The organism is Paenibacillus sp. CF095, from assembly GCF_900101225.1.
Taxonomy (GTDB): Bacteria; Bacillota; Bacilli; order Paenibacillales; family Paenibacillaceae; genus Paenibacillus.
The window spans coordinates 1,627,421-1,649,277 of the sequence record NZ_FMZN01000001.1; the positions used below are offsets into that span (position 1 = coordinate 1,627,421).

Sequence of the window (21,857 nt, forward strand, 5' to 3'; positions counted from 1 at the left end):
TTATCCCTCGAAATCGTCTAATAAACTCAGTACACAGCCCATTATTAAACAAAAAAAACCCCCGTTAATTTTAAATAATGAAACTAACGGGGGTATAAAAATTTAATCTTTACAAAAAGTATACTTTATTTGTTTATTCCATCAAATCTGTTACTGCCCCTTTAGAAGCAGAGGAAACTAATTTAGCATATTTGGCAAGTACACCGGATTTCACTTTCAGTGGCGGTTGTACCCAAGCTTGCGCTCGAGCGGCCAACTCTTCTTCTGGCACTTCAACCTTAATTTCCTGAATGTCGCTATCAATGGTGATAATATCTCCATTTTGGAGCAAAGAGATCGGTCCACCTACTTGTGCCTCAGGGGATACATGGCCGACTACAAATCCATGCGAGCCACCCGAGAACCTACCATCTGTTATGAGAGCAACTTTCCCACCGAGACCTTTCCCTACAATGAGTGCTGTAACGGAAAGCATCTCAGGCATACCTGGTCCACCCTTCGGTCCACAATAGCGTATGACCAATACGTCCCCTTCTTGAATTTCATCATTCATGATCGCTTCTGTCGCTTCATCTTCGCTATCGTACACCTTAGTCGGGCCAGAGAACTGTTGGATCTTCATGCCTGACATTTTCGCAACAGCGCCTTCAGGGGCGAGATTTCCTCGAAGTACAACCAGTGGTCCATTTGGCTTAAGTGGATTATTGAGCGGTCGTATAATCTCTTGATCATTTTCAAGTGGAGCAGATTCCGCTAAATTTTCCGCTAACGTTTTACCTGTTACGGTGAGGCAATCCCCATGAAGTAAACCCTCAGCAAGCAATAGCTTCATTACCCCGGAAACACCACCAATATCATTCAAGTCCTGCATGACATATTGACCACTTGGCTTCAGATCCGCCAAATGAGGAACACGCAAACGAATACGCTCAAAATCATCCAGGGTTAGATCTACTTCAACCGAGTGCGCAATCGCTAGCAGATGGAGAAATGCATTGGTTGACCCGCCTAGAGCCATAACAACCGTGATTGCATTCTCAAATGCTTTCTTCGTCATAATGTCTCTTGGGTAGATTTCCTGTTCAAGAAGTGAGATGACCTGCTTACCGGCTGCTTCGCATTCCAATGCTTTATCGGCTGAAATGGCTGATGTTGAAGAAGAACCAGGTAAACACATGCCCATTGCTTCCGCAGCTGCCGCCATCGTATTAGCGGTATACATCCCGCCACAAGCCCCTGGACCTGGACAAACGCTGCATTCGACCTTATGCAGCTGTTCATCTGTTATTTTCCCATCTTGATATTGACCCACGGCTTCAAAAGCCGAAACGATATCTACATTTTTACCATCGAGATTACCCGGTTGAATGGTTCCTCCATATACATAAACGGAAGGAATGTTCATCCGTCCAATAGCCATCAGACATGCAGGCGTATTCTTGTCACACCCACCGATCGCAACCACGCCGTCAAAACGCTCGGCTCCGGTCACTATTTCAATTGAATCAGCTATAGCTTCCCGACTTGGTAGCGAGAACAACATCCCGCCATGCCCCATCGAGATCCCATCAGAAACGGTAATCGTATTAAAAATTAGTGGAGCACCGCCGTTATTACGTGCGCCCTGCTTAGCTTGCACCGCTAAATCATTGATGTGCATATTACACGGTGTTACTTCACTCCACGTACTTGCTATTCCGATCATTGGCTTTTTAAAATCCTCATCTTGAAATCCAACTGCACGCAGCATCGCTCTGTTCGGTACCCGGTTAGCACCTTCACTGATTACCTTGCTTCGAATGCGAAGATCTTTTTTATTTTCCATGTTTCTTCCCTCATTTCAAAGTATTTCGTTCAGTTCCTGCATCGGTCGAATAAAATTTTGTTTCATTAAATTATGGGCATCGTTGCTATTTTTGCCTTCAAAAGCTTTAATAATCTGATCATGTTCTTCAACTGAAGCTAGTGTAGCCGTAATAGGTTGTTTTAAAAATACGTATTTAAATCGCCTAATGTGAATCTGAAGAGATGTATTAAATGTAGCTACATAAGGATTATCTGAGAGCTCCACAATATGATTATGAAATTGCTCATCCACCTCCATAGCCTGATAAACTTGTCCATTTTTAATAGAACTTGCGAATTCCAAATTTATGGATCTTAGTTTCTCGATCTGTTCTGGAACAATAGTTTGGGCGGTGATTTCAGCAGCTAAGGCCTGAAGAGCAGCCATCGTTGAATACATCTTAAAAATATCGTTTTTCTCAATATTCGTTACTTTTGTTTCTTTTCCTGGATGCATGGACACGAGGCCTTGAACTTCGAGTAACTGAAATGCCTCCCGAATCGGTGTCCGGCTGACTCCAAGCGATTCAGCCATTTCCGCATCAATAAGCTTTTCACCTGGTTGCAGTGTTCCATCAATGATCCATCGCTGAATCTGAGAAAACGCTCTTTCTTTTGCGGACATACGGACTGGTAAGGAAAAATCTTTAGGAATTGGCATTGTTTTCATCCTCATTACAATTATTCTTATATGCAATATATCGCATACACAATCGAGAAGCAATTATTATTTCATTTTTTACTCGCTCCATTAAGGACAAAAAACATTGCTTTGCCGTACCCCATCTATTTTATCCCGATAAAAACCCGTTAATCTCATCAAATCACAGATTAACGGGTTTAAGAAAACTTAGGTTTTTGATATAAGCGTTTATTTATAAGTTGATTTCCAATTATTTCGAAGACCACAGCTCCATACGCTGAGCATATTTCTCGTTGATGATCTCTTCCACTTTCTCATCACCGGCTTTTTTCATATCTTCCAACATCTTGTCGAATACGGAATTGGCTTCGGCCTCACTTGGGGCAATAATGGCTCTCGTAATGCTCTGATCCATAATATCCTTCACTTTCTGGGCCGTCAGCGCTTGAGGTGTTCCCCCATCCGGATTCAGGTTGTCATACTGTGCTGTATCCCATACGGAATCGCCCAGACTCTTAATGGCCAGTTCATCCACTTCACTGCGCTGGAATTTAACCGCCATGTCATACGGCTGTCCGTTCGGGTCCAGACCATTTTTGATAAACCATAACCATTTGCGAACGCCGCTTTTCTTCACCGTATCATCCCAATTATCCTTGAAGCTTTGCAGGAATTCAGGTTTCGGTTGCCGCTTGCCATCCACCATGGTGTACTGTTCGCCTTCCTTGCCCCACAGCAGCAAATGCTGTCCTTCATCACTCGCCAGATAATTAAACAGCTTTATCGTTTCTTCCGGGTGTTTGTTGTTTTTGGTAATTGCGATCGCATCCCATCCAAGCGAACTTCTTGGGCCAAACGTCGTTTGAGCCGGATCTACACCTGGAGCAACAACTTTGTAAGCAAAGAGTTGATTCTTTTCCCCGCCGTCCTTCTTCAGGGCCGCATTCCCGTTCCCCGGGTCCCAATATGCACCTGGGGTAGCGAATACCGCTCCAGTCGTCAGCTTTTGAATCCATGTCTGTGTTTTGCTGATCGCAAATTCCTTTTCGATCAGACCTTCTCTATATAAGCGATTCATGTATAACAGCATCTCGCGATATTTGGGGTCCTTGACATCATATTGCAGACGTCCGTTGTTGTCATAATACGTCTTTAAGCCCCACATGCCTTTGAATGTGCCCAGATTTGCGCCCATGTTCTCCCCGTTCATTGTCATCGGAATGGATTCTTTGCCATCAATCGTATTGTATTTCTCTTTAAAATTTTTCAGGAGTGCTTCGAATTCGTCTGTTGTGAGAGGCTTTGAACCATCTGCTTTGTCCGGAAGAAACTCTTCCAACAGGCTTTGTCTCATCAACATACCGAAGACCGGATCACTGTCGAGTCCATACCAGTTTGCCAGATAGTAGTTCTTGCCGTCAGTATTGCGTGTTTTGGTCAAGGTGTCTCCGTACATTTCTTTCAGATCAGAACCATATTTCTCAATTAACTCATCCAGTGGAATGAATGCCCCGCTTGAAATGTATTTGTCGAGGGAAGCATCTCCCCGGCTCATGACTACCACATCCGGATAGTCCCCACTGGCGAGCATCAGGCTCAGTTTTTCCGTTGGATTACCTGTTGGCTGCTGGATGGAGATCTCTATGCCCGTCTTTTTGGTAATTTCCTGGGCAACTGCATCGGTAAATGGTTCTCCTTTGGTATTGCCATCAAACCAGGTCAGCGTAATCGGGCCTTGTTCCCCATCTTTACCTGCTGTTTTGTTCTCTCCATCGTTAGAGGAGCAGCCCGCTAACAAACCAACGACTAATGCAGCAGTCATACCCATCGTAATCCATTTTTTTGTCTTTATCATTGACACCCTGATTCCTCCCAATGAATAAATTCCTAAAGTGCATGATCGAGCAATTACAAAACAATCTTGGCCCACCCCCTTTCAGGAGAGGTCGCAGGACGAGTCCGTCCCACAACCGGATCATGGAATTGCTTAACTCTTTACCGCTCCCAAAGTCATACCTTTAACAAAGTACTTTTGCAGGAACGGATACACCATCACGATTGGTAATGTGGCTACCATCGTAGCAGCCATTCGAATGGTATCGCTGGAAACGGCATTTCGTTTGGCCGAGTTGGCCAGCATTTGCGTTTGTGAAATCATGCCACCGGTCTGAAACTGATTTAATATTTTCACGAGCACGGCTTGCAGAGTCTTCAGATCCGAACTATAGGTGAACGCATAGGAATCAAACCACGCATTCCAATGCCCGATCGCTTGAAAAAGTCCCACTGTTGCAAGTACAGGTGTTGTCAGCGGCATCACAATTCGGAAGAAAATGGTCAGATCGTTAGCCCCGTCTACTCTCGCCGATTCTTCAATCTCATGGGGTAGCTGTTCCATGAAAGTACGGACAATGATCATATAGAAGACATTCATCAGACTTGGCAAGATGAACACCGAAAAGGTATCGATCATATTCAGCGCCTTAAGCACCATGTAGAACGGAATCAAGCCGCCACTGAAATACATGGTAAAGATAAAGTACAGGTTCCAGCCTTTGCGACCAATTAGATTCCGCCGACTTAGCGGATACGCAAGCATCGTAATGACGAGAACCGATAGCGGTGCCCCAATCAGCGTTCGTTTGACGGTTACCCACAACCCGTTTAAAATCTCGCTATCTTTCAAAATCTGCTGATAGCTGTCCAAGGTCAGATCTCTGGGCCACAGATAAACGCCGCCTCGCACCGTATCCTCCGCGCTGTTCAATGAAAGAACGAGTATATTCCAAAACGGAAGAAATGTAACCAGTAATACGAGAATAAGAATGAAATATACAATAATTTTGAAAATACGATCCCCGAATCGGTTCAGAATCATTACAAGCGCTCCCCTCTGTCTTTTGTAGTTAGAACAACGCCTGGTCGTTCACTTTTCTGGAAATCCGGTTCACGATAAGGACAAGAATGAAGGCAACAACGGATTTGAACATTCCCACAGCAGCCCCGTAAGAGAACATGCTGTTTTGTAGTCCGTATTTGTAGGCGTAAATATCAATAACTTCGGAGTATTCAAGCACGGTATTATTTTGCAGCAGGTATTGCTGTTCAAATCCTGCATTCAAAATGCCTCCGACCGCGAGAATAGCCAATATGACAATTGTAGGGCGCATGGACGGCAGTGTTATATGCCACATTTGCTTGAATCGGCTGGCTCCGTCTACCCTGGCCGCTTCGTAGAGCTCCGGATTAATGGAAGCGATTGCGGCCAGATACATAATGGCACTGAATCCCATCTCTTTCCACATGTTCGACAATGCGATAATCCACCAGAACAGAGGCCCGTTTTGCAAAAATGCAACTGGTTCTTTGACAATGCCCAGCAGAACCAGAATATTGTTAAGCATTCCATCCGAAGCCAGCAGCGTAATCACAATGTTGGCTGCAATAACCCATGAGATAAAATGCGGCAGATAAGAAACCGTCTGTACAAAACGTTTGAAAAATCCCTGTCTCGCTTCATTCAGTACAAGCGCGAGGATGATTGGCGCAGGAAATCCGAAGAACAGTGTCAGCAAGCTTGTCGCTAGCGTATTACGCATAACCCGATAGAAATCCCCTGTAGTAAAGAAATACTCAAACCACTGGAAACCTACAAATTCGGCATGGAAGAACTGATGTAAGAACGATCCCCCACCCGGCTGATAGTTTGTAAACGCCATATATAGTCCAAACATCGGACCATAGGAAAATAGCAATGTCGCAATGAAGGCAGGAAGCATAAGCACGAATAACCATTTTTGCTCTTTTAGTCTGCTTATCAGATTATTGCTCCTGACTGTTTTGATAGCGCTTACCTTATGCATTAAGTACCCTCCCTTTTTCTATACAGCAGCATGGTCAGCCATATCTTGATTCAACTTCTCTCCTATTCATCATAAATTTGACACGGATTACTCGCCATAGTTGAATTCTCCGAAAGATACCGCTTTTTAAAGATGTTTTTGTGCAAAGAGAGGATTGGATTTCCATATTCACTCTGCTATGATGAACTGTGCAACGAATATTCAGTCAAGAGAGGGCTTCCGGATGCGCCAATTTTATAGAAAATTTATGTACATGCCTTTTGTAAACCTGAGTTTTCGTTCCAAACTGTTTATGGTATTTGTTCTGGTCACGATCATTCCGATGATGCTGTTGGTTTATTTTTCCTATGAGCTCACCAAAACGAAGCTTACTGAGCAGATCTACATCAACATGACAAACTCAACGGCTCAGATCACTAAAAATCTGGAGAACAAACTGGATAGCTACGAACACATTTCCGCCTCCATTTATTTGGATAACCGCCTTGCCAATTACCTCACAAACGAGTATCAGGATGATCCATCTTATCTGGATGTCTATAATTATATTGGCAATCGAATCGACACCGTGATGGCTGCCTACCCTGATTTTGATAGCGCATTCATTTATTCGGATAATCCGTCGCTGCCCAAAGACAATTATTATATCCGGCCGATCACACCGGAAGTTCAGGACACGGAACTGTTTCACAAGCTGCAGCAATCCTATGGAAACATTATTCATCTCTCCACGCCGCAGACAGAGAACGGACCTGCCATGTTTACACTCGCCCGGCTGCTGAACAACAATAGTAATCAGTACCCCTACGGGATGCTGGTCTTTCAAATTTCCGAGTCGGTCATCTATTCTCTCATGGAAAAAGAAGCAGGTGGCAAAGATATTTTTATTATCAATGACAAGGGTATGATTCTGTCTTCAGCGGACAAACAGTTAATCAATACAAGTCTGCCCGAATTGCTTCATCAGAATTTGGAAGAGACGCCTTCAGGCAGATTTGATACAACATATCAAGGCGTGAAGGCTCTAGCCGTCTATAACACGCTCAAAAATGGCTGGAGAACGGTGTCCATTTTTCCGTATGACAGTATTATCAAGGATGCTAAATCCCTCTCTCAGCTCATTATCAAAATTTCTCTGGGCTTCATCGGCGTGGCGCTGCTGCTCATCTATATTACTGCTTCGCTGTTTAGCAATCGCATCAGGACGTTAATTCGGATGATTCGGCGGATTGAGCGGGGGGATTTCAACCCTACTCATGAGGAGCAAATGGGCAGTGATGAGATCGGACAGCTTCACTTTGCATTCGAACAGATGACAACTCGGTTGAAAAGTCTGGTTACAGAAGTCTACCAGAAAGAGCTGCAGAGCAAGGAAGCCGAACTGGACCTGCTTCAAGCTCAGATCAATCCTCACTTTCTGTATAATACACTCGGTTCGATCTCTTCTCTGGCCGTGAAGCATCAGGATCCACAGATTCAGGATATGGTTCTTCATCTGGCCAAGTTTTATCGGATATCCCTGAACAAAGGAAAGAGCATCCTGACCATCAATGAGGAGCTGAAACTGACCAAGAGTTATAATGCCATTCAACTTATACGGTTTAAGGGCAAGCTGAACATCATCTACACGATAGATCAATCGATTCTGCCTTACTCGACCGTGAAGCTTGCGCTGCAGCCTTTTGTGGAGAATGCAGTGATTCACGCTCTTTGGAATCAGGATCGGCCTCTAAATATCCATATCAAGGGTGTCATCGAGAACAATAGTATCATCTTATCGGTTATAGACGACGGAATGGGCATGCGGCGAGAGAAGCTTGAGGCTTTGTTTGAAGAGAAAGAAGGACGGGGTTATGGCATTTCAAATGTGGATCGGCGGATTAAGCTGAAATTTGGTGAATACTACGGTGTTAAAGTGTATAGCAAACTTGGTATGGGAACTACCGTACAGATCCGTTTGCCACAAAAAGAGATCCAATAAAAAAGGAGTGCGATGCAGCCGTTATCGGCCTGCAAAGCGCTCCTTTTAAACCGTTCTACAACATCCTATTATACCTGCTCACGAATACGATACACCAGGCTGTCGAAATCGCCGCGCAGAGGCAGCTCCACCCCGATGTTCATCAGCGCACGGCCACTGACCGTTAATCCCAGTTCTTCAATGAGATAGGTCTTGTCAGCTTGAAGGCCTGCCAAACGGAGTCTAGGCAACGGTTCACCCAGCTTCTGCGAGTGAAGAAAAGCGAACAGCACATGGTCACTTGCGGCGGCATCACTGTACTGGACAGCAGTAACCCCCTTATGGCGAAGCGAAGTCAGGCGGAATTGTCTGCCGAATTGCACCAGGTGGCGAATGGATTTGTACTGACAGATGAATTCCCCGGACTGTTCAATCCATTCATCACTCCACTCGTTCAGATTGGAGCCGACACCAAGCGTGCCCATCATTGCACTGTGGAAACGATACTTCAGCGAGACGTTTCGACCGTTCATTCCTGTAGGTGACTCGGTTACCCAACAGGTCATCATACGTGGTGCGTACGTATACGAGAAACCTTCCTGAATGCTTAGGCGGTCGAACGCATCCGTGTTATCACTCGGCCAGGACTGATCGGCATAACGGAAGATGCCCAGATCAATCCTTGAGCCGCCTCCTGCGCATGTCTCAAACTCTACATCCGGGAACTTGGCTCGGAGCCGTGCCCAGATATCATAGAGACTCTGGACATGCCTTACCCATACTTCTTTCTGGCGGTTATTGGGGTGACCCTTCATGCCCGGCTCCGTGATCGTCCGGTTCATGTCCCATTTAATGAACTTAATCTCATGATTACCAAGCAGTTCGGTCATAAAATCGATAATGTATTGCTTGACCTCCGGCTTGGAAATGTTCAGCAGCAGCTGATTGCGAAGCTCCGTCCGTCCCCGGGTCTCAAAATGATATACCCAGTCCGGATGTGCTCTATAGAGATCACTATCCGGGTTAACCGACTCCGGCTCCACCCATATGCCGAATTCCATCCCAAGTCCGTGAACCCGATCAATCAGCTCAACAAGTCCGTTCGGGAACTTCTCTTTGTTCACGTTCCAGTCGCCCAGCCCCGCACGGTCGGAATGCCGCTGCCCAAACCAGCCATCATCCACAACGAATAGTTCCACACCCATTTTGGCTGCCCTTTCGGCAAGTGCCATTTGGTCCTGGGCGTTAACATCGAAATAAGTAGCTTCCCAGGAGTTGTACAGCACTTTTCCGATTTCACTGCGCGGCAGTATGTAATTGTATTGGTACTGATGCAAGCGATGGCTCATGCCGCCAAAGCCCTCAGGGCTGAATCCGCCGACAAAGACAGGCGTCTCAAACGTCTCGCCCGCACCCAGCAACCATTCATTGTCAAAATCATGGATGCCACCTGTCACCCTCACATGTGTGAATGGCGTCTTCTCTGCAACAATCTTCCAGTTACCGCTCCAAGCCAGTGCCCCAAACCATACTCCGCCACCTGTTTCGGTTGAAAGACCATCATCAATCGCAAACCATGGGTTGGCATGACCGTCAGTGAAACCTCTCCGCGATTCAAGTACCTTTTTTCCCTCTGTCAAAATGGTATTGCGCAGTTGGAATTCACCTGACCATTTCCCCGTAACATGGGTCAGGCGGTAATCCTGGAGATATGGCAAGGTCCAGGCTGCGGATTGCATGCTTTCCAGCACGATATCCTCCTGTCCCTTATTTACGATATTAGCGTACCGCTCCACCAGGTCGAATTCCGGGATGACCCGATATACCAGCTGTGTTTCAAGTGCATACACCTGATCCTTCAACGTAATAATCAGCGTCTGTCTGCCATCCTGTTCAATGATCTCGTGACAGTCATATCTAACCTGAAGATCGCGGACACCATCAGACATGCGCAGTTTCAGAGATGGCTCTGTATAAGATGCGCCTCCCCAGAAGCTGTACTCCTCCACCTCTCCTTCCACTTCCGCGTCAAAAGAGCTGTGGGATTGTAGATGGAGCAAAGGGACACTGTCCTCGATACTCACTGGATCTCCCCAATACAGATGCTGAAGGTGCTCTCTCTCATTAATTCCGAAAATATAGGATGAATGTTGTGTCTGTATTGCAAATATACGCAATTGTTCATGATATTGAATCGTCATGTTTACCCCTTTCAGGTTCCGGTTATGGTACCTATATGCTGTGTGTTGTGAACATACATATTATTGTAGGAAGCAGCAGGCGGATTAGCCATATCGCAATCTTACAATCCATAGGGGAAATCATCTGTCATCTCAAAGTTATGAAAATAAGGCTGCGATATAATTCGCAGCCTTAAAGCTTACTTCAAAATCAGGTTATAAATGACCTGAGCCGCTTCTGCCCGGGAAGCAATCCCTTTAGGCACAAACTGTCCCTGTCTTTGGCCTTGAACCAGTCCCAATCGGGCTGCATCCTTCACCGAAGCCGTTGCCCATGAAGAAACCTGAGCCATATCTGTAAACAAGATGTCTGTAGAACCAACAGGCGGTACTTTCCCAACATTCCGCTCATAAGCTTTCATCAGCATCACCGTAATTTCTTCACGAGTAATCTGTGCGTCCGGTTGGAAACGGGCTGCGCTTCGGCCGTTTACAATACCAGCTTGGATCGCAATCGAGATGGGTTCCGCGTACCAGGCATCTGTCGCTACATCTGTAAAGTGTACTTCCCCTGCTACAGTCAGTCCCAGGGAATGAACGAGCATAGTGGTGAATTCAGCGCGGGTGACAGCGCGTCCTGGCTCAAATTGATCTACATGTGTGCCTTCAACATAGCCCTTTGCTGCCAACTCCTTGATTACAGTGCTGGCCCAATGATTGGCCGGAACATCGGTAAACGTCCGATCCAGTTCCAGAACGGCATACTTGCTGAAGTGGCTCACTTTAGTCGTTAATACGCCATTCACGTTATCTGATTTGAGAAATTCCAATGTCCCATTTTCGTTAATATAATATATTCCTCCCTGCTTAACGTTGAAGCCTTCAGCCGCTGCCAGGCTCAGCGTAACCGGGTGATTGAACGAAGAAAGTATTTCGGTTGTACCTGATTTGGTTGTTGCCGAAAGGCTGAATTCAACGATTTCTCCCTTAAGGGAAACCGTTGACCAGGAGGATGATTTCACTGCAGCAATGACCTCCTGGGCCTTGCTGCCAAGGGCAAGCATTTTCAAGGAAATCGTACTATCTTCCCGTTGCCCAGCTGGTAGCTTGCTCAATAGCTGTTGGAACAAACTTGCAGGTATTTGTAGGGTTAGCTTTACTGATTTTACTTCCAGTGTATGGTTGCCGAGTTGGCGTAAGACAGCCGATGACAGTTGCAGCTCCTGAGTACCAGCCTCGATGTCTATAACGACTTTCCCTGCCCCACTGTCCACCTTCAGCATATCGGCTGTGATGACCCGTGTTGCTGTATCGTTCTGCGGAGTCGCGCTGTTGCCCGAGTTCCCACTCCCGCTAGTATTACTGTTATTACCATTGTTGCCAGGATTACCTGGATTGCTTGGATTACTTGGGTTGCCTGGATTTTCTGGATTGACTGGTTTTTCGGTCACTTTAACCAATTTCGATTCAGCCGGTCCCAGCGAGATGGACCATGCACCCGTGGCTGACGAAGATTCACCTGTCCACAAGTCTTTTAACGTGTAGGTTTTGGATTCATTCAATCCGGCACGACCCAGATTAATCGTTTTGTTCGCTGAACTATTGGCGCTGTAATTAAATACGGCGAGGTAATAATCATTGCCGTCTTTCAGAACAAACGTATCTGCGGCATTTGCATTCGTATTTCCTTCAAGCGGCTTGAATACTTTGCCTTTCAGCGCCACCTGAAGAACATCCGTGTTATTGTACAATGCTGTCATGTATTCCTGTGCCTTGGGATCGTTCACATCATCGGAATCCATCATCACCGTGCCGGCAATTACACCGGAATTCACCCGGCTGCGGGCTTCCTCCAAGCTTGAAGCACGGCTTAATGCCAAATGATCTGGGTCTGTATAAGAATAGATCGTTCCATTTTGCCAGAAACCATATGTCAATGAATTGAGCATGTACTCCGTCTCATTGATTTTGCCATAGGTGTCACAAGAGATCCGTCTGCTATGCGCATATTGACTTGGAAAGATCGGTGCAATGGACGCACTAATAAACATTTTCCCATCCAATCGCTCTTCGACATAACGCATCCCTTCATTGTAAGCCTGGATTCCTGTCGTCACGGTTGTATCATAATGCTGACCTTCCAGTGAGCCGTGGGTTAGGAAATCCAGTTTGATGAAAGTGAATCCAAGTGATTTAAACTTATCCAGAAAATAATTCATGCGCATTTGACTCCCCGGATGTGTCACATCCAGTGCATATGCTCCATCCAGTGTCGGCAGAGGTTTACCCTCAGCATCCTTGAGCACAATATCACCATACGTATATTGCCCGTTGGTGCCATCTACTTTTTGGCTCATATCGTTGCCCCAATACACAAATGGTCCCCAATAGATGCCTGCATGCTGACCATTATCCTTAATGACAGATACGGCTTGGGCAAGCTCAGCATCACTTAGATTGTCCCAGTAGGAATCCATATTAATGAATACATTGCCGTTATTGTTGAACTTCTTAAGATTGTTCTTGAAATAATTGGACACATCTACTATATTCTGATACGAAAGCCCGCTATCATAAGCTCCCCAGCTATTCCAACCTACTGGAACACCTTGTGGTAGCTCCGGATTCAACGCCAGCGGAGGTGTAATAATCGCATTGGCTTTACCGTATTCTTCAAGTCCTGTACGGTAGTCACTGAAACCACCTACCATAATCAGTGGTGAGGACAGTTCAGTACCAGTCAGGCTGCCATGTGGCTGAGTATCGCGAGTAACGTCACTCGCTGCACCACCATACACAGCAAATTCATTCAGACGATTAGCTGAGCCTTTCCAGTCAATACCGGTCTTCCAGGTGTCATGGGTTACTGAACCGATCACCAGACCGTTACGTGTCGAGTTATTGAATACCGTTGTCATCTCATAGCTGGTATCCGCCCGGTTCATCGTTTGAGATTTGTAGCGAATCCAAGCGTCATTGTCAAATGGCACTGTCAGTACACGATTATCCGAGCTGACGCCGATATCCACACCGCCCGTATTTTTAACCGTAATTGGTGACATGTAATTACTCTGGATCTCTGTATTACTGATGGCGTCCAGACGGTTGAGGAAATACGATTTATCTTCATAAAACCGATAGACCTGCTTCATGGTTGGTTTGCCAGTTGACGTATGAACAAAGCTCAACTCAATGCCTTTGCCGAATCCATCCTGAATCTCCAGCGGTGCTCCACCGCTCGCATGACTCTCATAACCTTTGGTTTCCACAAGACTCTCACCAAGTTTAATGCTGCTGAAAATCCCCCGCATCTTCTGTCCTTCTGCCCAGCTATAGCCGACGAATCCAGTCTGGGTATTATAAGACACTTCGTATTGTCCGTTCGATACCAAAAGACCATGAGTGTAATCAGTCACCGTAATATCCCCGTATCGTTGCGAGTCACCCGGTGTTCCCAGATCGTCATCTCCTTCACCTGGATTTTCGGGTTCTGTCTCTATCGCAGGCTCTACGATAATCCGGTCCAGATCGGGAGAATAGCCATTGTTGTCTGAAAAGGTAATCGTATTCTCGCCTTCAGTTAATGGGAGTGTAAGATCATACGTACCTACCGTATCCCAATCCGGTGTTTTGGGCAGGTCGTGAAACTGCTCTTCCCCGTTATTTGCGCGGACATAGAAACTGCGCGGATCACCGGAAAAATAGGCAACCGTAACACGGTAATTACCTGTCATCGGGGCTATAATCTTATTGAATGTTAAGGAGCTCCCGCCATTCAGATATCCGACCTTTTTGCCACCTGATGCTGAGGGGCTGTCCGTTACACGCGCTTCACCAGTCAGCGTATTGTCCGAATCTTCGGCTTCATAACTAATTGTATACGGAATCACTTCAATTCGGTCCAAATCAGGGGAGTACCAGTCATGATCCGAGAACGTGATGGTATTGACACCCTTATGAAGAGATACCTCCACATCATACGTGCCAATCGTGTCCCAGCTTGCCGTTTTGGGCAGATCAATCATCTCGTCCGTGTCATTGTTCACCTGCATATATACAGGTCGCTGATCACCAGAAATATAAGATATTCGGATCAAATATGTACCATCTGCTGGTACGTTGATATTCGTAAATTGCAGTGAACTGTTTTTGTTCAGATCGGTTACTTTCTTCCCACCCGAACTAATGCTGCTGTCCACCACCTTGGCATTGCCTTTCAAAATATTGTCGGCCGCTTCTGCCTCAATAATTGCACCATGCAAATCTTTCTTCCAGTCGTCTCCGCCTCCTTCCTCTGGAGGACTACTGTCCAAACCGCGGATCACGATCTTGTCGATGTCGGGAGAATACCAGTTGTTGTCATCAATCAGGATTGTGTTGGTTCCAGCATTCAACGGAAGGGTCACATCATATGTTCCCACCGTATCCCAGTCGACTGTCTTGGACGGTTCTTCAAATTGTTTCTCCCCGCCGTTCGCACTAATATTGAATGGCCGCGAATCACCTGAAATGTAGTAAACGGAAATTTTATAATATCCTGTTTCACTTACAGTGACATTGTTAAATTGCAAGGAACTGCCTTGGTACATGCCTCCGACCTTTTTGCCGCCTGAAGCTGCCGGGCTATCAGAGATTTGCGCGTTGCCAAGCAAAATATTCCCCGCGGCCTCGGCTTCATAGGTATTCATATCATCGGCGTGAGCTGTTCGGGCGAACTGGCCTCCGCCAACTACCAAGCAAAAAATGATAAAGAACACAAATCCTTTTTTCATCATCCGTCCCAACATAACATGCCTCCATTTTCTAATAATTGAGTTAGATCTCCCTATGCCTATTCCTGCAGTGGTTCACAGCCATTGTCTGTAATCGCTTTCATAAAGAGCTGTTAAATCCCCTCTCTCCTCCTTTCTTTCCTATATGGCTAATTGTAAAAAGGAGGAGGGGGATGTTCCATACCACAATGTTACTATTCATACAGGAAAGCCTCTTTCATTTGCCATATCACAGGTTAGTAAGAGGGAGACTATTCAAATCATGTTCAAGGAAAACAGAGCATCAATATCATCATTACCAGACAGTCTCTATCGTCACATACTTTTCCTGTATTCGTTGGGTGTTACGCCCTGTGTCTTCAGGAATAGAGAAATAAAATAGGATGTACTCTCATAGCCCACGGTCTGCGCGATATCGTGAATCTTGAGCGAGCCGTCTGCCAGTAGTTCCCTGGCTTTATCCAATCTGATGCGTGTCAGATAATCGTGAATTGTCATCCCTGTTTTGTCCTTAAAGATGGATCTCAAATAGTTCGGCGACAAATAGACCTGATCAGACAGGCTGTTGATGGTAATTGGCTGATTGTAATTCTGATCAATAAGGGTACGGACCTTGTGAATCAATTTTGCATTTTTGTCCATAAACCGCTCACCCAGCATGCTCACCGCATCTTCCGCAGTACCGAGAATCAGATCCTCGATCTCATGCAGAGTCAGCGCATTATAGATGGAATGATACAGCTCAGCCCGCTTCGGAACAGGTTTGTGAAGCTGCTCCAGCAGTTCATTCACGAGATCTATCGACCAGTCGCAGATGATTTTTTTCTTGACTCTCAGTGTTGGCAATCCCTCAATATACCCGTGCAGCTTCTGTGCCGCCCATTCAAAATCCAGTCGGTTAATGGAATCGAACCATTCCTTTTGGTCAAAAGGGGGCATATGCTCTGTATAAAACTGATTCGAAACGGTCCCAGCATGAATAATTGTGCCTGTACCTTCATAGAAACGCTCATTCAAGATGGTTCGTGTCTCTTCGTACAGACAGTGAATATGGGATAACGCGGTCTCTTGTCCGCCTACAGCAGCCGTCACCGTAAAATCCAGGGCACTACGGATAGCCTCAGCCAAGTCCTCCCACGCATAATGTCCCGGCTGCTGGGCCGCTTCCATAAATACACCGGTCTCTCCTTCCTTGTAATCCACAAAGATCGCTTTCAGGTTCTTCGCCTTGAAGAAATGATCGAGAAAAGACACCAGACGACCTGTACATTCCTCCATACTTTGCTGTTCTCCTTCGGCCTCCTTGGGATCGATACTAAACAAGGCCATTGCATATCGGGTGGTCTCAGGTTGCCGGGTTAGACGGCTGAAACTAAAAGCGAGATCCATAGCACGATCCTCATTTTTTTCGTAAGATAACTCCTTCAGGATATTGGCTTTGGCCGCCTCCATGGAACGGTTCTTAATTCCAACTTCGTCACAGCGCTGTTTAACTTTACTGACAACGCTTTCAATTTCGTTTAAATCCAGAGGTTTTAGCATATATCCCACGGCGCCTACGTTGATAGCTGATTTTACATATTGAAATTCATCGTGTCCGGTCAGAAACATCACCTGGATCGAGTCGTAGCTCTCATGTATCTTTCTCGCCAGATCAATACCGTTCATGATCGGCATTTGAACATCGGTAAGAACGATATCAGGCTGGGTGGCCTCAATTTTCTCCAAGGCCTCCCTGCCGTTACTCGCCGTTCCCATGATATAGATACCCATCTCTTCCCAACGGATATAATCCCTCATCATCTCAAGTCCCAGTTCTTCATCGTCTACCAAAAAAATACTGTACATCAACGTCCCCTCCCTTTGTATCTTTCTGTCTCTATTATATGTTTTTCCCTCCGTGGGACCATGGTCCATATAAATGAAAGTTATTTTCAAGTATAGATCGTTATTTTACCAACTGCAGCTCGCTATTGAAATAGTAACTTTCGCCTGCTTCAGCATGAAGGATCGTTCTATGTTTGCCCCAACAAATGGTGAATGTTCCTGCAGAGCAAGTATGAATGTTCGTAGAAATTAACTGTCCGTTCTCCCAGACGATGTCAACCTCGGCATTCCCTTTTGCTCTCAGCCCGGTTATCGAGCCTGTGCTCCATGCCTGTGGCAGCGCTGGGAGAAGGTGAATCTCGCCCGCATAACTTTGCAGCAGCATCTCCGCTACGACAGCTGTACCGCCGAAATTTCCATCAACGACAAAAATATTACTCTCTGCTCCAGCAATTCCGGATTTGGAATAGGTGAACAGATTATCGAAGCACAGGCCGCCAATCAAATGTGAGAGGTGTTTATAAGCCGTCTCCCCATCATGCAATCTCGCAAAACCCAGTCCCAACAAAGCAGCTGTAAATTCAACATCCTCCAACTCTTCCTGGACCATGCGGTTCTCCAACGTTATCCGTACTGCCGCACTGAGTTCCGGTGTATGGTCAGGTGTAATCTGATTGTCTGGATATAGCGCATACATATGAGACAAATGCCGATGCTCCGGCTGCGCCTCCTCATAATCCTCAAGCCACTCTTGTAACTGCCCTTTCTTGCCGATCTGTAGAGGTGGAAGCTTGCCAATTGCTTCTTCCAGCTTGCGTCCGAGTTCTTTGTCTTTGTTCAAAAGTTCAACTGAATTAAGACAAAATTCAAAGAGCCTGCGCACCAGCATCTGGTCCATTGTTGTTCCCATAGACAGCTGCTGTACCCCCTCTCTCGAATTATCGGGATAAAAATGATTCTCCGGCGAATTGGAAGGACCCGTCACCAGCCAACCGTTCCGAGGATGCTCACACATGTAATCCAGATAGAAGGCCGCGGATTCTTTAAGTACGGGATAAGCCACATTCTCAAGGAAAACACGATCCTGACTGTACTCATAATGCTCAATCAGGTGTGCAGCCAGCCATAATCCGCCTGTAACGTTCAGCCCCCACGAGGTTTCCCATCCAGGCAGCGTAAAGCCCCATACATTGGAGAAGACATGAGCGACCCATCCGTCGCATCCATACACATGACGAGCCGTTTCCCTGCCCGCCTGTGCCAGATCCTCAACATACCGAAACAACGGAAGATGACTCTTCCCCAGGTTTGTAATCTCTGTAGGGAAATAATTCATCTGAGTATTCACATCAAGGTGATAGTCACAGCTCCAGCCCATTCGGCACGCTTCACCATCATTCCAGATTCCCTGGAGATGGAGTGGCAATGGAGAGTTCTCGCGAGACCCCGCGATGGTCAGATACCGTCCATATTGGAAAAACAAGGCGAACAGCTGCGGATCTTCATCTCCACCACTCTGTTCCAACAAACGAATACGCTGATCTGTAGTGAGGCCGGATTTCCCCGTGACCCCGAGCTGAATATCTATCTTGTCAAATTGCTCACAGTAATCGCGGATATGATCCTCTCTCAGTGAGGTATAACCTTTATTTAAAGCTTTCACTAGCGTATAATTGCTCTCTGTTTTCCAATCCGAATCTGTACGACGATAATCCGTGCTTACACTAAAATAAATCCAAGCCTCATCCGCTCCGGTCACGGTCAATCGGTTTCCATCTTTCCTAGCGATTGTCCCCCCGGATACAATCAACTTCAACAGGCCCTTGGCCCATACGCCGCAAGTTCCATCACTATGTACATTTTCCGTTGCCTGTCCTTGGAATTCAAGCGTGTTGTCATCTAAGGCTGCAACCTTGAATGATTCCGTTCCCCCTTCCAAACCTAGCGTAAAGGATACGCCACCAGGAGCTTCACTCCAAATTCGGGAGGCCAGTATATCATCGGCGTGAGAAGCGAAAACTTCACGTCGAATCGTGGTGTCGTCATCTTTCCAGAACGCCCCAGCCAGTGCATGAGTCAGATCCAGCTCACGTTGGAAGCTTCCAGCTTCATCAGAACCCGGATTCCTCTTCTCAAAATCAATAACAACTTCACATAATCCAAGATGGGTGCCGAAATTACGCTTCTTTGGCTGCAGATGCTGTTTGGCAAGACGATCCCCTTCATCATAATCACCCGAGAAAAAATAGCTGCGCATCTCTTCCAAAGCAGCCTTGCCTCCCGCCGGAGGATACTCCGGGTCAATCTGTCCTGACCAGTAGGTAACCTCGCTCATACTCCACACCTCACGATGCGAAGACGCCATAACCACTGCTCCTATTCTACCATTGCCCAGCGGCAGGCCTTGAGACCAATCCGTAGCAGGAGTTGAATACCATAAAGTAAAATCGTTCATATCATGTCCTCCAGTCCCCAAACAAATAAACGCGCGATCTGTGAGATACAAAAGCGCGCGTTTGACTTTGTTTTTATTTTAAAATCGATCATGGTTCCGCTTAATTATTTGACTCCGATCCGTTTTCCTTCACGGTCAATCTGAAGATTTTGGATTCCGCCGGTTCCAGCGAGACAATAAGCTCTCCAGACGTTTCCCCTTGTGAGCCTTCCCACAGATCTTGCACATTGTATAGGGCATTGGCGTTTAGCCCGGCCCGCTCAAGCGAGATGGATTTCTCCGCAGCCTGTGCAGAATCAAAATTGAAGACGGCGAGATAGGAACTCTTTTCTTCCGGCGATTCCAGGACAAACACGTCAGAAGACAGCTTTCCAAAATCGCTTTCAACTGGACGGAAGGTTTTGCCCATACGAGCAACGTTCAAAATCTCCTTGTTACCTAGCCATTCTTTTGCTCGTTCGGCAGCTTCCTCTTTACGGAAGTCATCCCCGAGTAAAAGCACCGTACCGGCAATGACTGAAGCAGTCAGGCGGCTACGTCCTTCATGCCAGCCTGTAGCTTCCTGGTTGAAGCTCTTGTATAACACCGAATGATCCGGATCATTGTAGCGATAGAGCGTATTGCTCATCCACCAGCCGTGTGTCAACGAGTTCAACAGATATTCCGTATCCGCAAGTGTACCGAAGACATCACAGGAAATACGGCGGCTGTGGGCAAATGCATATGGAAATAATGGAGCGATGGACAAGTTAATGAAAAATGACCGTCCGATTACTTCTGGCGAGAGCTTATGCTGCAAATAAGACATGCCATAGTGATAAGCCGCGATCCCTGTTGTAATATCCGAATTGTGGTGCTGTCCTTCCAACGAGCCATGCGCCAAGAAATCCAGTTTGATATATTCGAAACCTTCGGAGATGAATTTGTTCGTGAACCAGTCGATTCTTTGCAGGTTGCCAGGATGTGTCGGGTCTATCGCCAGACCACCGTCTACATCTGGCAGAATTTCGCCCTCACTGTCACGCAGCAGAATATCTGCATAGGTGTATTTGCCGTTCGTTCCTTCGACCGCCTGACCGAACTGATCGGGCCCTCCCCAGAAGGCAAATGGAGTCCAGTACGTTCCGGCTCTATGCCCGTTTTGCTGCACCCGATCCAGCGCATTCTTCATTTCTTCCGGCGTAAAGTTGTCCCAGAACGCATCAAAGTTGATGTATAACGTTTCCTCATTCTCGAATCCAAGCGGTTGTACTTCATTTTTCAGAAAATCGCTGGTCGCTGTATACAAATCATAGTCCAGATCACTCATGGCTGCGGACCAGCTGTTCCATCCAACTGGGACACCGCCCTCCCACGGTAACTGAGCCTCAATCCAGGTATTCGCCTGACCGTAAGCTTCAAGACCTTCACGGTAGTCTTCATAGAACCCGACGAATACCAGGGGGGATTCAACTCTCGTTCCCTTCACATAACCATGAGGCTGGGAATCGCGAGTCAGTTCACTTACGGCACCGCCGTACAGATCAAGTCCCTCGATATGTCCACTTTGTTCGCTTTGCATACGGATCCCTGTTTTCCAAACCTTATGCGTAAGGGAACCCATCACAATTCCCATGCGGCTGTCGGGCGCGAACAAGGCAGTCACCTCGTAACTCTCCACATCCAGTGGCGGCTTGACCACCGTATATCTGACCCATTTGTCGTTATCAAACGGTACGCGCAGAATGCTCGGTTCATCCTGGCCGGATTCTCCACCGATTGATATGGTTTTGGATTGGATCACAGCCATCCGGTTCGCCTTAAGCTCTTCATCCCCGATTATAGCGGTCTGCACCAGTACAACTGGTGAGGATTCATATATATAGAAATGCTGCTCCAGTTGCGGCAGCAACGAAGCTGTATGCAGAACAACCAAGCGGATGCCTTTTCCAAATCCTTCTCGAACAATATCTTCCTGTTCCTTCAGCTCATGGTTCTGATAATGATCCGTGCTGTATTCCCGGCCCTGCCAGCGAAAAGCACTTCGAATGCCCTTCACATGGGAAGAATGCTTGCCGATGCAGGACACTTCACCATTTTCAAGATTGATCTCCAGGCTCACGTGCCCATTTGTAACGCTTACAAGATTAACATTCTGTTGCTGCACTTGTACGGCTGTATCGCTAGTTAGCATCATATGCCTCCTTATTGTTGCATGCTGTGCCCTGAGCGGAGCTGGTTATGTCTCTCCTGCCCAAGTCTGCCCTCATTATAAAGACCGAATAGAGCATTTTCCATGCAACGATCTTCCGATCCATAACGCGATTTAATTC

11 protein-coding genes are annotated in these 21,857 nt (G+C 46.5%); 1 reads left to right on the plus strand and 10 read right to left on the minus strand.

Annotation, left to right across the window (positions count from 1 at the left end):
- Positions 1 to 133: 133 nt before the first annotated feature.
- The 5 genes from ilvD to BLS69_RS07195 form a co-directional block, all read right to left on the minus strand.
- Positions 134 to 1,825: a dihydroxy-acid dehydratase gene (gene ilvD, locus BLS69_RS07175; protein ID WP_091029827.1), complete on the minus strand. Its 1,692-nt coding sequence runs from the start codon at positions 1,823 to 1,825 to the stop codon at positions 134 to 136.
- 15 nt (positions 1,826 to 1,840) lie between these two features.
- Positions 1,841 to 2,506 carry a GntR family transcriptional regulator gene (locus BLS69_RS07180; protein WP_091029830.1) on the minus strand — a complete coding sequence of 222 codons (666 nt, stop codon included), beginning with the start codon at positions 2,504 to 2,506 and terminating at the stop codon, positions 1,841 to 1,843.
- A 232-nt stretch (positions 2,507 to 2,738) separates the two neighbouring features.
- A complete protein-coding gene (locus tag BLS69_RS07185) occupies positions 2,739 to 4,343 on the minus strand; it encodes an extracellular solute-binding protein (protein ID WP_091029833.1) in 1,605 nt (534 codons plus the stop codon).
- Between the two features lie 132 nt (positions 4,344 to 4,475).
- Positions 4,476 to 5,366 carry a carbohydrate ABC transporter permease gene (locus BLS69_RS07190; protein ID WP_029880772.1) on the minus strand — a complete coding sequence of 297 codons (891 nt, stop codon included), beginning with the start codon at positions 5,364 to 5,366 and terminating at the stop codon, positions 4,476 to 4,478.
- 28 nt (positions 5,367 to 5,394) lie between these two features.
- Entirely contained in the window at positions 5,395 to 6,351 is a 957-nt protein-coding gene (locus BLS69_RS07195; protein WP_062322050.1) for an ABC transporter permease, read from the minus strand.
- A 223-nt stretch (positions 6,352 to 6,574) separates the two neighbouring features.
- Here BLS69_RS07195 and BLS69_RS07200 point away from each other — a divergent pair, with 223 nt between their 5' ends.
- Complete coding sequence (locus tag BLS69_RS07200; protein ID WP_176872630.1) at positions 6,575 to 8,332, plus strand: cache domain-containing sensor histidine kinase; 1,758 nt, start codon at positions 6,575 to 6,577, stop codon at positions 8,330 to 8,332.
- Between the two features lie 68 nt (positions 8,333 to 8,400).
- Here BLS69_RS07200 and BLS69_RS07205 read toward each other — a convergent pair whose 3' ends face one another.
- From BLS69_RS07205 to BLS69_RS07225, 5 genes are all read right to left on the minus strand, one after another.
- A complete protein-coding gene (locus BLS69_RS07205) occupies positions 8,401 to 10,512 on the minus strand; it encodes an alpha-galactosidase (protein WP_091029837.1) in 2,112 nt (703 codons plus the stop codon).
- Between the two features lie 179 nt (positions 10,513 to 10,691).
- Positions 10,692 to 15,278 carry an S-layer homology domain-containing protein gene (locus BLS69_RS07210; RefSeq protein ID WP_091029839.1) on the minus strand — a complete coding sequence of 1,529 codons (4,587 nt, stop codon included), beginning with the start codon at positions 15,276 to 15,278 and terminating at the stop codon, positions 10,692 to 10,694.
- Positions 15,279 to 15,578: 300 nt separating this feature from the next.
- Positions 15,579 to 17,111, minus strand: a complete 1,533-nt coding sequence (locus tag BLS69_RS07215) for a response regulator (protein WP_091029841.1) — start codon at positions 17,109 to 17,111, stop codon at positions 15,579 to 15,581.
- A 100-nt stretch (positions 17,112 to 17,211) separates the two neighbouring features.
- Positions 17,212 to 19,545, minus strand: a complete 2,334-nt coding sequence (locus BLS69_RS07220) for a glycoside hydrolase family 95 protein (protein WP_091029844.1) — start codon at positions 19,543 to 19,545, stop codon at positions 17,212 to 17,214.
- Between the two features lie 100 nt (positions 19,546 to 19,645).
- The gene (locus BLS69_RS07225) at positions 19,646 to 21,721 is read right to left on the minus strand and encodes an alpha-galactosidase (protein ID WP_091029847.1); all 2,076 of its coding nucleotides are present in this window, start codon (positions 21,719 to 21,721) and stop codon (positions 19,646 to 19,648) included.
- Positions 21,722 to 21,857 lie beyond the last annotated feature (136 nt).

Coding starts and splice junctions, on each gene's coding strand:
- BLS69_RS07180 (WP_091029830.1), bottom strand. CDS start 2,506: ATGCCAATTCCTAAAGATTTTTCCTTACCAGTCCGTATGTCCGCAAAA.
- BLS69_RS07195 (WP_062322050.1), bottom strand. CDS start 6,351: ATGCATAAGGTAAGCGCTATCAAAACAGTCAGGAGCAATAATCTGATA.
- ilvD (WP_091029827.1), bottom strand. CDS start 1,825: ATGGAAAATAAAAAAGATCTTCGCATTCGAAGCAAGGTAATCAGTGAA.
- BLS69_RS07210 (WP_091029839.1), bottom strand. CDS start 15,278: ATGTTGGGACGGATGATGAAAAAAGGATTTGTGTTCTTTATCATTTTT.
- BLS69_RS07220 (WP_091029844.1), bottom strand. CDS start 19,545: ATGAACGATTTTACTTTATGGTATTCAACTCCTGCTACGGATTGGTCT.
- BLS69_RS07215 (WP_091029841.1), bottom strand. CDS start 17,111: ATGTACAGTATTTTTTTGGTAGACGATGAAGAACTGGGACTTGAGATG.
- BLS69_RS07225 (WP_091029847.1), bottom strand. CDS start 21,721: ATGATGCTAACTAGCGATACAGCCGTACAAGTGCAGCAACAGAATGTT.
- BLS69_RS07205 (WP_091029837.1), bottom strand. CDS start 10,512: ATGACGATTCAATATCATGAACAATTGCGTATATTTGCAATACAGACA.
- BLS69_RS07185 (WP_091029833.1), bottom strand. CDS start 4,343: ATGATAAAGACAAAAAAATGGATTACGATGGGTATGACTGCTGCATTA.
- BLS69_RS07190 (WP_029880772.1), bottom strand. CDS start 5,366: ATGATTCTGAACCGATTCGGGGATCGTATTTTCAAAATTATTGTATAT.
- BLS69_RS07200 (WP_176872630.1), top strand. CDS start 6,575: ATGCGCCAATTTTATAGAAAATTTATGTACATGCCTTTTGTAAACCTG.